The following is a 13,867-nucleotide window of genomic DNA, read 5'->3' on the forward strand; positions in this document are numbered from 1 at the left end:
CTTTGGAAAGGAACGTGATCTTTTAAAATGGCTATAATTCAATCGTTTTTGGACACTCTGGCTCAGCTGGCTCAGGAATCGGGCTTTGCAGGCTTCTTTGCAGACGGCGGCTGGAAAAACATCATAATGATACTGATCTCATTCGTGTTCATGTATCTGGCAGTTGCAAAGGGCTTTGAGCCGCTGCTGCTGCTGCCCATATCTTTCGGCATGCTGCTGACGAACCTGCCTTTTGCTGAGATGTACCACCCCGAATTCTGGAACTATGTGGACGATTTCAAAGAGGACGCCGGCACAGTCAACGACCACTACATAGACTATCAACGGATACTTGAACACGGGGGACTGTTGGATATCCTCTACATGGGCGTAAAACTCCAGATATATCCTCCGCTGATATTCTTGGGCATCGGTGCGATGACCGACTTCGGTCCGCTGATAGCTTCACCTAAGAGCTTCCTGCTGGGTGCTGCTGCACAGGGCGGTATCTTCTTCACTTTCGTAGGCGCTGCTATCCTCAACATGAGTGCTGCTGACTGCGCGTCCATCGCTATCATCGGCGGTGCTGACGGTCCTACATCCATCTACGTTTCTTCAAAGCTGTTGACTACCAACAGTGCGAACTCGGTCGGTACTATCGCGCTGGCAGCGTACACCTACATGGCGCTCGTTCCTATCATTCAGCCTCCTATAATGAAGGCGCTGACCACCAAGAAGGAGCGTTCGGTAGTAATGGGTCAGTTAAGACCTGTTTCAAGGCTCGAAAAGCTGATATTCCCTGTACTGGTAACACTTATCATCGCGCTGATGATACCATCTGCTGCACCGCTGGTAGGTATGCTGATGTTCGGTAACCTGCTTAAGGAAAGCGGCTGCTGCGACCGTCTGGTAAAGACTGCACAGAATGAACTGATGAACATCATCACCATCTTCTTAGGCGTTACTGTTGGTGCTACCACACAGGCTGATAAGGTAATAAGCCTTGACTTCGGCAAGGTAATGCTGCTGGGCGTAGTTGCATTCTCGCTGGGTACTGCATGCGGTATTCTGCTGGGCAAACTGATGTATGTTGTCTCAGGCGGCAAGATCAATCCTCTGATCGGTTCTGCGGGCGTTTCTGCTGTTCCTATGGCAGCAAGAATTTCCCAGAAGGTCGGACAGGAAGAAGTTCCCACAAACTATCTGCTGATGCACGCTATGGGTCCGAACGTTGCGGGCGTTATAGGTTCGGCGGTTGCTGCGGGCGTTCTGCTGGCTATCGTTAAGTAATTTCAAAGCTGCGGTGCTTCTGCTTTGTCAGAAGTCCCGCAGTTTTTTTTGATACAATGCGAAATGTGAGGTGATGGCTATGCCGTCAAGCAAACAATATCTTGAATTTGTTTTAGAAATGCTGTCAGATACGGAAGAGATCTCATACAGACCCATGATGGGCGAGTACATCATATACTGTCGGGGCAAGGTAGTTGGCGGTATATATGATGACCGTTTTTTGGTGAAAAAAACAAGATCTGCCGCACTGATGATGCCCGATGCGCCGCTGGAGCTGCCCTACGATGGCGCAAAAGAGATGCTGCTTGTGGAAAATGTTGACTCGAAAGAGTTTCTGCACGAACTTCTGCCTGCCGTAGCGGATGAACTTCCTGCTCCGAAAAAGCGGAAAAAGTCTGCTGACTGAGTATTTTATCATATCTTTCCTTTTCAGCTGATGCGCATAATCGCTGAAAGGCTGTCAATAATATTTATGCCATGAAATTTCAAACAAAGGCAAAGAAAGGAAAGATCACCATGAAGAAATATCTTGCAGTGACCCTCTGTGCGCTGTCTGCGGCGGCAGTTGTGACAGCCTGCGCAGCGGGCGACAGGAACGACTCTGACTACAAACAGGGCAAATACGAAGAAAGTGCTCCCGCTGCCACCCGCGAAACTTCGGCGGCTTCGAGCAAGGCTGAAAGCCGCGATGAAAGTTCGCGCCGCGAAGAAGTTTCATCAAAGCGCGAAGAATCGTCGAAAAAGCGCGATGATTCGTCGAAAAAGCGCGATGATTCGTCAAAGAAGCGCGATGAGTCTTCACGCCGCGACGATTCAGACGATGTTATGAGCCGTGTGGGTGAGGGCATCGACGATGTTATCAGCGGCGGCGGTGAAGTGATAGACGACACCCTCGATACAGGCAGGGAAGTCGTTGACGACATCTTTGAATAAAGCAGAAAGCGCAGCCCCGAAAGCTGCGCTTTTTACATACCTTATGCCTTGCCGCCAAAGCCCTGCACGCTGTTGAAGCGCCGCCATTCTTCGTTGGAAAGGTCAGCGCCGCGCGGTACTGCGCCTGTGCTCTCGTTGGGGGAAGCCGCCTGCCCGTGTGACAATTCTGCCGCCGCGAAAGTGTGTCCGCCGCACTCGCTCACTGCACGTTCTAGCGCCTGAAAATTCCCGATATCCTGCTTCATCAGCATTTTTCTCAGTTCGGGCGAAAGGCTCGCGAAAAATTCGCGGCTCTCCTTGTCGCGGCTGAGAAGTTCAGTCAGTTTGCTTTCCGTAAAAAACACCTCCATAAAAAAATGTGGTTATCCCGCTGACACACCACAAAAACAGCGGCTATACAGAACTTAAGGTTCTTGGCGTATATTTTTCCCCCGCCGCAGGCGGGGGAAAAATATACAACGCTCAATTATCCTTTTGTTTACCGCATTTTTAGTTGGTGTGCTAAAGGGATAGTCATAAAAAAATACCGAGGTCGCCCTCGGTATGATTATGTGCGTTTTTTCAGCGATTATTCGCCTTTTGACGGGCATATCTCCCGCAGAGGACAGCCGCCGCATTTCGGACTGCGAGCAGTGCAGTATTCACGCCCGAACATCACCAGCCTGTGGCAGAAATCGTTGCTCTTATCGGGAGGAAGAATTTTCCAAAGCTCAGCTTCGACCTTTGCAGGTTCTTTGCTCTTCACCAGCCCCAGTCTGCCTGTTATGCGTATGCAGTGGGTATCGGTGACGACTGCGGGCTTGTGGTAGATATCACCCATTATGAGGTTTGCAGTCTTGCGCCCGATACCGCTCAGTTTGGTGAGTTCTTCCAGCGTGTCTGGAAGAGTGCTGTTATAGCCGTCCCTCAGCTGAATGCACATCTCCTTGATGGATTTCGCTTTTGTCTTATAAAGACCGCAGGGCTTGACTATCTCTTCGATGTCGGCTATGTCGGCATCGGCAAACTCTTCTATCGACCTGTACTTTGCAAACAGGTCTTTCGTGACGATATTCACCCGCGCATCGGTACACTGCGCTGAAAGTCTGGTGGCTATCAGCAGTTCGTGTGGCTTGGTGTAGATAAGTGAACAGACTGCGCCGGGATACTGCTTTTCAAGAAGTTCTATTGCTTGTACTGCCAGTTCTTTTTTCTGTTTGATGGTCATTCTCTCACTCCCATATAATATAGCAAACGACATAAATTTTCACACATATCCCTTCAGCACAACGGTGGAAGTATGCGGTAAACAACAGTCACCTTAGGTTCTGTAATACCGCTGTTTTGGTGGTGCGTCATCGGGATTAGCGGTATTTTTCATGTCTTTTACTATAACTATCGGGCGACTTATAGTAAACGACAAAAATTTCACGATATTCAGCGCTCACAGCCACAAAAAGCACAATGTCTGCGAGCGCTGAATGTAGAAATAAATATGTCGTTTACTATAACAGCCGCCCGATATTATCAAGTTTTGTTTTTAGAACGCGGAACTTCCGTCAACCTCATAATTATGAATTATGAATTACAAAAGTCAGTCTACCAGCACAGGGTCAAAGTTCTCTGTCCAGGGCAGCCCCCACTTGTTCAGTGCTTCCATGAACGGATCGGGATCAAACTCCTCAACATTGTAAACGCCCGGTTTCTTCCACTTGCCTGTCAGCACCATCATAGCGCCTATCATTGCGGGTACGCCTGTGGTGTAGGAGATAGCCTGCGAGCCGACCTCCTTATAGCACTCCTGATGGTCGCATACGTTGTAAACATAGTAGGTCTTATCCTGACCGTCCTTTTTGCCCTGGAAGATACAGCCGATATTGGTCTTGCCCTTAGTTCTGGGACCAAGACTTGCGGGGTCGGGCAGTACAGCTTTGAGGAACTGGAGAGGAACTATCTCCTTACCCTCATACATGATAGGCTCGATGGAAGTCATGCCCACATTTTCCAGACATTTCAGGTGTGTCAGATAACTCTGACCGAATGTCATGAAGAAACGTATCCTCTTGATGCCCTTGATGTTCAGTGCAAGGCTTTCAAGTTCTTCGTGGTGGAGCAGGTACATATCCTTTTCGCCCACCTGATCGAAGTTATAGACTCTCTTTATCTCCATCGGCTCGGTCTCTACCCACTTGCCGTCCTGAATGTAGCTGCCCTTAGCCGAAACTTCGCGAATGTTTATCTCAGGGTTGAAGTTTGTTGCGAAAGGATAGCCGTGATCGCCGCCGTTGCAGTCGAGGATATCGATGTAGTTTATCTCATCAAAATAGTGCTTCTGTGCATAAGCGCAGAATACACCTGTAACACCCGGATCGAAGCCGCTGCCCAGTATTGCAGTTATGCCTGCTTTCTCAAATCTCTCGCGGTAAGCCCACTGCCAGCTGTATTCAAACTTTGCGGTGTCCTCAGGCTCATAGTTTGCGGTATCGAGGTAGTCCACCTTGCATTCAAGGCAAGCGTCCATTATGTGGAGATCCTGATAGGGAAGTGCCACATTTATGCAGATATCGGGCTTATACTCTTTCATCAGCGCAACCAGTTCGGGCACATTGTCGGCGTTTACCTGTGCGGTGGTGATGTTGGTCTTTGTCTTGTCCTGAAGTTCCTCCTTGAACTTATCGCACTTGGACTTAGTTCTGCTTGCGATACATATATCGGTGAAGACCTCGCTGTTCTGGCAGCACTTGTGTATAACTACACCCGCAACTCCGCCTGCACCTATGATCAATGCTCTTGACATTTTACATCTTCCTTTCGATCACTTAATCGGTCATCTTTCATTATACTGCACCGTCTGCACTTTTTGAAGCTGATATATCGGTACAGCATTTCATCCTGATAACTACATAGAATTATAACATATATCCCGATAAATTTCAAGAGGAAATCTGATTTTCATGTCTGTGCGACGGCTTTTTTCTCGCGAATAAAAAACGGGGGCAGACATGAATATCCGCCCCGCGAGATCACATTAAATGTATTTTTACTTCGTTTACTATTTTTATTCTACTACATTTATATAGTTTATCTCCAGATCCTCAGTACCCGTCAGCAGACAGCCTTTTTCCTTGCAGTAGTTTATGTAGCTGATTATTTCTCTGGTGATGCGTTCGCCCGGTGCAAGTATCGGTATTCCCGGAGGGTAGCACATTACGAACTCGCCGCAGATCTGCCCTGCGCTCTCGTTTATCCACATGGGGCGCTTGTCGCTGTAGAATGCTTTCTGCGGACTCATTTCGACCTGCGGGTCGATATACTCGTGGTCGAACAGACCGGTGGGGTCTTTTGAATAGAGTCGTTTTATCTCGCTGAGTGCTGATATGAAACGTTCTATCTCCAGTTCACGGTCGCCCGCCGAAACTATGGCGAGGATATTGCCGATATCACCGAACTCTATCTGGATATCGTAGTCATCTCGCAGAATGTCATAGACCTCGACACCTGCAAGACCTATATCGCGTGTATGGACGCTAAGTTTAGTGGAGTCAAAAGCATAGAAATCATCGCCGTTTTCAAGTTCCTTGCCGTAGGCGTAGTAGCCGCCTATCTTGTTTATCTCCTCACGGGCGTAATCGGAGTATGCCACCGACCTTGCGAAAAGTTCCTTGCCGTTGAGTGCCAGATTTTTTCTTGCAAGGTCAAGGCTCACCATCAGCAGGTAAGAACCGCTGGTGGTCTGGGTAAGGTTGATTATCTGGCGCACATAGCCCTCTGAAACGCTGTCACGGCAGAGAAGCAGTGATGACTGCGTAAGACTGCCGCCTGTTTTATGTATGCTGACAGCCGCCATATCAGCACCCGCCGCCATAGCGGAACATGGCAGACCCTCACCGAAATACAGATGAGTGCCGTGTGCTTCATCAGCCAGCACCAGCATGCCGTGTTTATGTGCCAGTTCGACAATGCCGCGTATATCCGAGCAAATGCCGTAGTAGGTGGGGTTATTGACCAGCACTGCCTTAGCATCGGGGTTAGCGAGTATGGCTTTTTCGACATCTGCCACAGACATGCCCAGCGGTATGCCCAGACGCTTGTTTGTACCCGGATCAACATAGACAGGCACCGCACCGCAGACCACCAGTGCGTTTATGGCGCTTCTGTGGACATTTCGCGGCATGATTATCTTCTCGCCCGCTTTGCAGGCAGTGAACACCATAGTCTGCACCGCCGAAGTAGTGCCGCCCACCATAAAGAATGCGTGGTCAGCCCCGAAAGCGTCAGCGGCAAGCTGTTCAGCTTCCTTTATGACCGAAACGGGGTGGCAGAGGTTATCCAGATTTTTCATGGAATTGACATCGCAAGCCATCACCTGTTCGCCCAGAAAAGCCTTGAGTTCTTTATTCATGCGCCCGCCCTTGTGACCGGGCACATCAAGGCGGACTATGCGGTTTTTCATATGTTTGCGCAATGCTTCATGCAAAGGCGCACTGTTTTGTAATTCATAATTCATAATTCATAATTCATAATTATTGACATGACCATCAGCTTTGTGGTTTGTCAACAATATGAATATTATCCCTCCTTTGTGTTTTTTATTATAGAGGTAAGAATTCTGATAAGTTCGATACAATCCTCATTTATCGAGCAGAATTGTTTTTCGCTGATGTATTCGGTCTTATACAATAGTTCCAGCCAATACTCGGTTTCAGATGCTTCTTTAAGTGCGATATTCATTTTTGACCGAAAATCAGCACGACTTTGACCGCGTATCGCTTCTTTTATATTAGCCCCTATACTCGTACCGCTTTTTAATACCTGTTTTGACAGAACATATTCACGTTTATCACCGCCGAGGTATTGATAAAGCCGAACTATGCGAACTGCAAAATCCATGCTTTTATCAAGTATAATATTATCATTTTTCAACAGATATATCCCCCATATAAAAACATAACCCATAACCCATGAACGACAAGAACAGCCACGCTGTTTTACTTGCCAATTATGAATTATGAATTATGAATTATGAATTAATAAATGTTCATGCCGCTGTATATCTCTATCATCTCGCGGCGCAGGCTGTCGGTTATGTCGAGGCGCTGTTTGGGGGTCAGTTCGTAGACATCTTTCTTGAAGAGATAGTTTTGCAGGTCTATCTCCTTTATAAGAAGTTTTGTGTGAAAAATATTGGATTGATAGACATTCACATCTATGGCATCGTACTTTGTCAGCGTGCTGTCATCGATGTAATCCTGTATGGAAGTTATATCGTGGTCGATAAAGAACTTTTTGCCCAGCACATCTCTGGTGAAGCCGCGCACGCGGTAGTCGATGGTGATGATATCCGAATCAAAGCTGGCTATCAGATAATTCAGCGCATTCAGCGGCGAGATAGTGCCGCAGGTAGAAACATCTATATCCACACGGAAAGTAGATATGGAGTTGTCAGGGTGATACTCGGGGAAAGTATGCACCGTAACATGGCTTTTATCAAGGTGAGCGTGTATCATCTCGGGTGCATCGGGCAGTCTGCCGAGATTGCACGATGGGTCGATAGAGTCTTTATCCAGTTCCTTCTCAGCGATAAGCACATTCACCGATGCGCCCTGCGGTTCATAATCCTGTTTCGAGATATTGAGCACCCGCGCCCCTATCATTTCGGTGACATCACAAAGTATTTTTGTGAGCCTTTCGGAGTTGTACTGCTCATCGATATATTCGATATAATCCTTCTGTTCTTTCTGTCCTTTGGCATAACAGACATCATATATATTAAAACTAAGTGTTTTTGTAAGATTATTAAAGCCGTAAAGGGTGATCTTCTTATTCTCCAATCTATCGTCCGTCCTTTCGGTGAAAGTGGCGCAAAGCCTACAGAATCGAGGTTTGCGCGGGATAGGTCATACAAACGATCTGCCGTGTTGCTTTCATTGCGGCAGGCATACCTTATTATAGCACATATTTCCCAAAAAGTATATAGCTTTTGAAAAAATTTGCAATTTTTTTTATTTTAAGGCTATCCCTTTGGCACACCAACTGAAAATGCGGTAAACAAGAGGATAATTCAGCGCCATGTATATTTCAACGACTGCGGTAAGTAATGTAAAACCGCTGACACGCCATAATAAACGGTATTATATCGTTATCTGAAACAGTCGGCGCGGAAAGCTGATATGTGGGAGAAATGCGTATCACACATTAAATTCCAGAAGGACGGTGAATACCGAATCTTCAGCCTTAGCTTCTATCCTGCCGCCAAGCATTTCGGTGAACTGTTTGGCTATGGCAAGCCCAAGACCTGTTCCGCCTTTTGTGCGGGAGATATCGGTGGTGTAAAATTCATCGAAGATGTGTTCTATATCCAGTTCGTTTATCTCGGCAGGGTTTTCAAAAGTCACTCTCAGCACATCTTCCTGCACAATGCTGACTTTCAGTTCGCCGCTGCCGTGTTTTAGCGCATTACCCACCAGATTGTCGAATATCCTCAGCAGCATGCTTCTGTTTGAGGATATTTTCAGCCGCCGCTGAGGGCAGTAAAGCGAGATACACCTGCCTCTGCTTTCGTAGTCGTCAAAATAATGCACTATCGACTCTTCGAGAATGCCCACAGGGTCAAGCACTTCTTTTTCGGGGATCTTGCCGCCTGATATGATCTTTGAGAACTCAAAGAATGAGTTTATCAGTTCTTCAAGGCGCATAAGCCGCTGTTCTATGACTTCAAGTTCGCGTTTTTTTTCCTCTTCCGAAATGTCAGCATTCCTTATAAGGTCGATGTAGCCCAGTGCAGAGGTAAGCGGTGTGCGCAGGTCATGGGAGATGTTGGTCATCATCTGTTCCATAGCGTGGCTTTTTCGTGTGTGTTCAACGCGGATCTTGCGAATCTCTTTGAGAAGTCGGTTTATCTCGGTTACCAGTCTGTCAGCCGTACCTGTTGACGACCGCAGAAGATTGTTGGTATTCTCGGTGCTGAGTTCTTTCAGCTGTTTTTCGACAGAGTACAGTTCATATCTCTGCAAAAGGCAGATAACACCGAGTACAGCCGCAAGCACAGCAAGCATAACGATGACAGCGATCAAATAAAACACCTCCCCAACAGATTATAGCACATTTTGCAGAGATTGTAAATACGGCTTTAAACTTGTAAGACCTCGCAGTAAGCTGTTTTATGAAAAAAGCTGTTTTATGAAAAAAGCTGTATCTGCCACAAAGTTCGGAGAGATACAGCTTTGTATATTTTTACGACTATGCGGTAAACAAAAGGATAATTGAGCGCCAATATCTTTTACCGCCTGTGGTGGGGGAAAGATATACGCCAACTATATTCAGTTCCCGATATAACATCGTTTATTTTGGTGTGTCATCGGGATAACCACATTATTTTTTATCCATATGGACATCTATCTGTTCAAACGGTATGGTTATGCCGTTTTCATCGAAGACCTCTTTTATGCGTTTGAGAATGTCCCAGCGGGTGCGCCAGTAGTCATCGGTGCTGACCCATGCGCGCATCATAAGGATAATGGCGTTGCTGCCATGTTCGCTGACCACCACAAGAGGTTCGGCGGGTGAGGAAAGAATGCGTTTATCGGCTTTGACGGTATCGTTCACAAGTTTTATCGCTTTGTTGTGGTCATCTGAATAGGATATGGAAAATCTCAGTTCAAGACAGCGCTTTTTTTCTGCCGTGAAATTCGTCACAGCGCTTTTGGTGACGATGCTGTTTGGTATGTACACCGCCTTGTTTTCGATGGTATTCAGCTTTGTGTAGAGGATAGATATGACATCTACAGTGCCCTCATTTTTGCCTATCTCGACATAATCGCCCACGCGGAAAGGTTTTGCCAACAGTATGATAAATCCGCCTGCCACGTTTGAAAGGCTGTCTTTCAGTGAAAGGCAGATCGCAACGCCTGCTGTGCCTATAGCGGCGATTATGGACGACATGGGGACTTTCACCGCAGAAAGTGCGCTGACTGCCACTATCACGGTGATGACGACCTTTACCATCGACATAAGGAACTTGTGTATGGTGGCATCGACATGTTTCAGGCTGAGCGCACGACCCATCAGCTTAAGGACGACACGCTGTAACAGAAACCCGCAGACAAGTATCAGGACAGCCGCAACAATGTTTGGCAGAAGGTCTTCGACCTGTGAAAGAAATTTTTGGGACATATTTTTCACCTCGCTTGATATTATAGCATATCTGTAAAAATATTGCAAGGACACGTTGCGAAATTGCCCGCACCTGTTGATTGATTTGTGTCGGTTTGTGAGTTATAATAGACTTACCAAAGAAAACATCGAAAAGGGGGCGTTCCGATGGATAAGAAGCTGATGACAAGTGCTTTGACAAAATACCTGCTGGGGTTCGTACTGCTTGGGGGAATGATATTTCTGCCTGCGGGTACGCTTAAGTTTGCACAAGGCTGGCTGTTCATGGCGGTGCTGTTTGTGCCGATGCTGATAATGGGTGTCGTTATGGCGGTGAAAAGCCCGGAACTTCTGCAAAAGCGCCTTAACGGCAAGGAAGAGAAAGGCACACAGAAAGCAGTCGTGGCGGCAAGCGGGCTGATGTTCGCGGCGGCTTTTGCGGCCGCGGGGCTGAGTTATCGTTTCGGGTGGCTGAGATTGCCGATGGGCGCAAGCATCGCGGCGTCTGTGGTATTTCTGGCGGGATACGGCATGTATGCCGAAGTTCTGCGTGAGAATGCCTATCTTTCGCGCACAGTGGAGGTACAGCGCGGTCAGAAAGTTATTGACACGGGTCTTTACGGTGTTATTCGTCACCCGATGTACACCGCCACTATACTTATGTTCCTTGCCGCGCCGCTGGTGATGGGTTCGGTGGTATCATTCATAATATGCCTTGCTTATCCCGTTATCATCACAGCAAGGCTGAAAAACGAAGAGAAAGTGCTTGAAGAGGGGCTTGAAGGCTATCGCGAGTACAAGAAAAAGGTCAGATACAGGCTGCTGCCGTTTATCTGGTAGAGAGGGAGAATATGGTCATGGGTACACTTATTATTGAGGGGATAGTCAACTGCTTTATAGTGCTTATCTGCTGTGTTGTGGGCATAGCGAACGGCCCTGTGGGGCTGGTATGCTTTTATGAGAAAGAGGTCTGGCAGAGAGTCATAGAAATGGGTCTTACGACCGAAAAGAAGATAAAGCACAATGCCATGTTGTTCCGTATTTTCGGCATTATACCGATGCTGGCATTCTCGCTGGCGGCGGTATACGGCATAAACGGCGCGAGGGGCTTTCTCGCGGGCTTCGGTCAGCTGGTGTTCATATTCCTGTGCGAGGGTCTGTTTGACAGGCTTTTCATCAACTACTGGTGGGTCGGCAAGACTAAGGCGTGGGTCATAAAAGGCACTGAGGACTTACAGCCATATATCTACGGCAAAACGCTTATCGGCAAGTGGCTGATGACGCTGGTGGGATATCCCATTATTGCGGCGATACTGGCGGGGATAATGGCGCTGATCATCAAGGCGTAGAAGCTAAGGTCATAAAACAAATTTTGCCCCTGAGCGTTTTGAGACGTTCGGGGGCATTTGTATTTTATATGGCTGATAAGATCTGATATCAAGATCTGCTTGTGATCTTCGTTATATTAAACGACATTAATTCAGGACATTCAGCGCTCACAGCCACACGCATTCGACGCAGTCAATGCTAATAACAGCATCAGTGAGCGCTGAATGTAGAAATAAATATGTCGTTTACTATAATAATTATGACTATCCCTTTAGCACATCGGCAGAAAATGCTGTAAACAAAAGGATAATTGAGCGCCCATACGCCAACCACCTTAAGTTCTGTAAAACCGCCGTTTTTGTGGTGTGTCAGCGGGATAACCACAATGTAAATTGATAAACAGCGCTAAGCCCTCCTGTTTTGCACTTAAATGCTCTCCGATAATGTGAATATCCCAATTTGGTTGTGTATTGTTCCCTCGCCGAAGGCGGGGGAACAATACGAAAGAACAGCCATTTTGTATCATCAGCAATACACATCAAAAATGGGAGATGTGAATAATATGTTAAATTTCAGAACATTCAAAAAAACTCTTTTCACCCCCTTGACAAATACGGATTTATATGGTAACATATGAATAGATATTCAAGTGATGGAATGAACAAATGAATGAAAAACGAAAACAAGAAAGGAAGTGCAAAGATGGCAGAAGCTAAAAAGCCCGAATTTCTGGCGCTTTCGCAGGAAGATATAGACAGGATAGAAAAGGAAACCCCGCCCGATGAACAGTTGTACGATCTGGCTGAACTGTTCAAGGTGTTCGGGGACAGCACGAGGATACGCATTCTTCATGCACTGCTTGAAAAGGAGATGTGTGTCGGTGACCTTGCGCTGCTGCTGGGGCTGACACCTACTGCATGTTCCCATCAGCTGAGGGTGCTGAAAAACAACAAGCTGGTGCGCTTTCGGCGTGACGGCAAGATAATGTTCTACTCGCTGGCTGATGACCATGTGCGAAGCATTCTGGCGCTGGGTATGGAACATATACTTGAATAGGCGGGGGAGATATGATGTCATTCTGGGATATAGTATCGGTCGGTTATGATCTTGTAGAACGGCTGATAAACCGCAAAGTCTACAACAACACAGGCAAAAGGGTCGCGCAGGAAGTCTGTCCGAGTGATGATGTGCTTGAATGTGCCTGCGGGACGGGTTCGATAACTGTACATCTGGCGGCGGCAGGCAGGACGGTACGCGCTACTGATTTTTCGGTGGGTATGCTGAGAAAGTGTCGGAAGAACACAAGGCAGTTTGACAATGTAAGACTTTGCAGGGCGGATATAACAGCGCTGAGGTGCAGAGATGAAGTCTTTGACAAGGTGGTGGCAGGCAATGTCATACACCTGCTTGACGAACCTTACAAAGCCCTTGATGAGTTGATGAGAGTCTGCAAAAAGGGCGGAAAAGTCATAATACCGACCTATATAAATCTAAGCGGCGGCAGCATCGGCTTTCTGGCTAAGGTGTTTGACGTATTGGGGGCAGACTTCAAACGGCAGTTCGACATTGAAAGCTATAAACGCTTCTTTGCTGACGGCGGGTACAGAGATGTGCAGTTCGATGTGGTCAGCGGCAGAATGCCCTGTGCCATTGCTGTGATAACTAAGGAGTAGTTAAATGGAAGTCAGCAGGATATATTTTGATATGGACGGTGTTCTGGCGGATTTTGAGGGCGGTGTGCGCAGATGCGGGCTGGTGCCTCAGCCGCAGGAAAAACGCGACCCCGTTTACGAAGCGGAACTCTGGCAGAGGTTAAGCGCGGTCCCGCACTATTACGACAAGCTGGAGATACTTGACGGTGCATACGAACTGTTCATGGCTGTTTACAAAAAGTACGGCGAACGCTGTGAGATACTCACAGGCATACCAAAGCCCGACAAGAACATGCCCACTGCGGCTGAGGACAAGGTTCGCTGGATGCACAGGCTGTTCAGCAATGATATAAAGGTGAACACGGTATACAGGCGCGAGAAGGTGAACTTCTGCAAGGGCGCTGACTGTGTGCTGATAGACGACCTGAAGCCCACCATAGACAGCTGGAACGAGGCAGGCGGCACAGGCATACACCACAGGAGTTCTGCCGAAACAGCCGCGATACTCGGAAAACTGGGCATTTTATGACAAGGACATATTGCATTGACCGCTG

16 protein-coding genes are annotated in these 13,867 nt (G+C 47.4%); 8 read left to right on the forward strand and 8 right to left on the reverse strand.

Translation table 11 applies throughout. From position 1 onward, the window contains the following. The first annotated feature begins 27 nt into the window (after positions 1 to 27). From CUS_RS16630 to CUS_RS16640, 3 genes are all read left to right on the forward strand, one after another. Positions 28 to 1,269, forward strand: coding sequence for a sodium ion-translocating decarboxylase subunit beta (locus tag CUS_RS16630; protein WP_002852781.1), 1,242 nt, complete (start codon positions 28 to 30; stop codon positions 1,267 to 1,269). A gap of 79 nt (positions 1,270 to 1,348) precedes the next feature. After that, positions 1,349 to 1,675: a TfoX/Sxy family protein gene (locus CUS_RS16635; protein WP_037277814.1), complete on the forward strand. Its 327-nt coding sequence runs from the start codon at positions 1,349 to 1,351 to the stop codon at positions 1,673 to 1,675. 110 nt (positions 1,676 to 1,785) lie between these two features. Beyond that, on the forward strand, positions 1,786 to 2,202 hold the full coding sequence (locus CUS_RS16640) for a hypothetical protein (RefSeq protein ID WP_002852910.1): 417 nt from the start codon (positions 1,786 to 1,788) through the stop codon (positions 2,200 to 2,202). Between the two features lie 41 nt (positions 2,203 to 2,243). On the opposite strand, the gene CUS_RS16645 is transcribed toward CUS_RS16640, so the two are convergent. The 8 genes from CUS_RS16645 to CUS_RS16680 all read right to left on the reverse strand — a co-directional run bounded on the left by CUS_RS16645 (position 2,244) and on the right by CUS_RS16680 (position 10,353). Then, on the reverse strand, positions 2,244 to 2,552 hold the full coding sequence (locus CUS_RS16645) for a hypothetical protein (RefSeq protein WP_002852747.1): 309 nt from the start codon (positions 2,550 to 2,552) through the stop codon (positions 2,244 to 2,246). Between the two features lie 218 nt (positions 2,553 to 2,770). Then, the gene (gene nth, locus CUS_RS16650) at positions 2,771 to 3,409 is read right to left on the reverse strand and encodes an endonuclease III (RefSeq protein WP_002852808.1); all 639 of its coding nucleotides are present in this window, start codon (positions 3,407 to 3,409) and stop codon (positions 2,771 to 2,773) included. Positions 3,410 to 3,775: 366 nt separating this feature from the next. Continuing rightward, positions 3,776 to 4,978 (reverse strand): saccharopine dehydrogenase family protein, encoded by a 1,203-nt coding sequence (locus tag CUS_RS16655; RefSeq protein WP_002852891.1) that lies wholly within the window; start codon positions 4,976 to 4,978, stop codon positions 3,776 to 3,778. 261 nt (positions 4,979 to 5,239) lie between these two features. Next, the gene (locus tag CUS_RS16660; RefSeq protein ID WP_002852705.1) at positions 5,240 to 6,688 is read right to left on the reverse strand and encodes an aminotransferase class I/II-fold pyridoxal phosphate-dependent enzyme; all 1,449 of its coding nucleotides are present in this window, start codon (positions 6,686 to 6,688) and stop codon (positions 5,240 to 5,242) included. A 62-nt stretch (positions 6,689 to 6,750) separates the two neighbouring features. Next, entirely contained in the window at positions 6,751 to 7,137 is a 387-nt protein-coding gene (locus CUS_RS16665; RefSeq protein ID WP_002852896.1) for a four helix bundle protein, read from the reverse strand. Between the two features lie 71 nt (positions 7,138 to 7,208). After that, positions 7,209 to 8,012 (reverse strand): adenosylmethionine decarboxylase, encoded by an 804-nt coding sequence (gene speD, locus CUS_RS16670; protein ID WP_002852776.1) that lies wholly within the window; start codon positions 8,010 to 8,012, stop codon positions 7,209 to 7,211. A gap of 357 nt (positions 8,013 to 8,369) precedes the next feature. Continuing rightward, entirely contained in the window at positions 8,370 to 9,254 is an 885-nt protein-coding gene (locus CUS_RS16675) for a sensor histidine kinase (protein WP_002853044.1), read from the reverse strand. 298 nt (positions 9,255 to 9,552) lie between these two features. After that, positions 9,553 to 10,353, reverse strand: coding sequence for a mechanosensitive ion channel family protein (locus CUS_RS16680; RefSeq protein ID WP_050792256.1), 801 nt, complete (start codon positions 10,351 to 10,353; stop codon positions 9,553 to 9,555). A 147-nt stretch (positions 10,354 to 10,500) separates the two neighbouring features. On the opposite strand from CUS_RS16680, the gene CUS_RS16685 reads away from it, so the two are divergent. The 5 genes from CUS_RS16685 to CUS_RS16705 all read left to right on the forward strand — a co-directional run bounded on the left by CUS_RS16685 (position 10,501) and on the right by CUS_RS16705 (position 13,842). After that, positions 10,501 to 11,172, forward strand: coding sequence for a methyltransferase family protein (locus tag CUS_RS16685; protein ID WP_002852948.1), 672 nt, complete (start codon positions 10,501 to 10,503; stop codon positions 11,170 to 11,172). A gap of 17 nt (positions 11,173 to 11,189) precedes the next feature. Next, a complete protein-coding gene (locus CUS_RS16690; RefSeq protein ID WP_002852848.1) occupies positions 11,190 to 11,681 on the forward strand; it encodes a hypothetical protein in 492 nt (163 codons plus the stop codon). 682 nt (positions 11,682 to 12,363) lie between these two features. Then, positions 12,364 to 12,717, forward strand: coding sequence for an ArsR/SmtB family transcription factor (locus CUS_RS16695; RefSeq protein WP_037277858.1), 354 nt, complete (start codon positions 12,364 to 12,366; stop codon positions 12,715 to 12,717). Positions 12,718 to 12,728: 11 nt separating this feature from the next. After that, positions 12,729 to 13,334 (forward strand): class I SAM-dependent methyltransferase, encoded by a 606-nt coding sequence (locus tag CUS_RS16700; RefSeq protein ID WP_002852809.1) that lies wholly within the window; start codon positions 12,729 to 12,731, stop codon positions 13,332 to 13,334. A 4-nt stretch (positions 13,335 to 13,338) separates the two neighbouring features. Next, on the forward strand, positions 13,339 to 13,842 hold the full coding sequence (locus CUS_RS16705; RefSeq protein WP_002852950.1) for a hypothetical protein: 504 nt from the start codon (positions 13,339 to 13,341) through the stop codon (positions 13,840 to 13,842). The last annotated feature ends 25 nt before the right edge of the window (positions 13,843 to 13,867 follow it).

This window comes from Hominimerdicola alba 8 (genome assembly GCF_000178155.2).
GTDB classification, from domain to species: Bacteria; Bacillota; Clostridia; order Oscillospirales; family Ruminococcaceae; genus Hominimerdicola; species Hominimerdicola alba_C.

Coding starts and splice junctions, on each gene's coding strand:
- CUS_RS16635 (WP_037277814.1), top strand. CDS start 1,349: ATGCCGTCAAGCAAACAATATCTTGAATTTGTTTTAGAAATGCTGTCA.
- CUS_RS16655 (WP_002852891.1), bottom strand. CDS start 4,978: ATGTCAAGAGCATTGATCATAGGTGCAGGCGGAGTTGCGGGTGTAGTT.
- CUS_RS16640 (WP_002852910.1), top strand. CDS start 1,786: ATGAAGAAATATCTTGCAGTGACCCTCTGTGCGCTGTCTGCGGCGGCA.
- CUS_RS16660 (WP_002852705.1), bottom strand. CDS start 6,688: ATGAATTATGAATTACAAAACAGTGCGCCTTTGCATGAAGCATTGCGC.
- CUS_RS16630 (WP_002852781.1), top strand. CDS start 28: ATGGCTATAATTCAATCGTTTTTGGACACTCTGGCTCAGCTGGCTCAG.
- CUS_RS16685 (WP_002852948.1), top strand. CDS start 10,501: ATGGATAAGAAGCTGATGACAAGTGCTTTGACAAAATACCTGCTGGGG.
- CUS_RS16705 (WP_002852950.1), top strand. CDS start 13,339: ATGGAAGTCAGCAGGATATATTTTGATATGGACGGTGTTCTGGCGGAT.
- CUS_RS16665 (WP_002852896.1), bottom strand. CDS start 7,137: ATGGGTTATGTTTTTATATGGGGGATATATCTGTTGAAAAATGATAAT.
- CUS_RS16695 (WP_037277858.1), top strand. CDS start 12,364: ATGGCAGAAGCTAAAAAGCCCGAATTTCTGGCGCTTTCGCAGGAAGAT.
- CUS_RS16690 (WP_002852848.1), top strand. CDS start 11,190: ATGGGTACACTTATTATTGAGGGGATAGTCAACTGCTTTATAGTGCTT.
- CUS_RS16680 (WP_050792256.1), bottom strand. CDS start 10,353: ATGTCCCAAAAATTTCTTTCACAGGTCGAAGACCTTCTGCCAAACATT.
- nth (WP_002852808.1), bottom strand. CDS start 3,409: ATGACCATCAAACAGAAAAAAGAACTGGCAGTACAAGCAATAGAACTT.
- CUS_RS16700 (WP_002852809.1), top strand. CDS start 12,729: ATGATGTCATTCTGGGATATAGTATCGGTCGGTTATGATCTTGTAGAA.
- CUS_RS16645 (WP_002852747.1), bottom strand. CDS start 2,552: ATGGAGGTGTTTTTTACGGAAAGCAAACTGACTGAACTTCTCAGCCGC.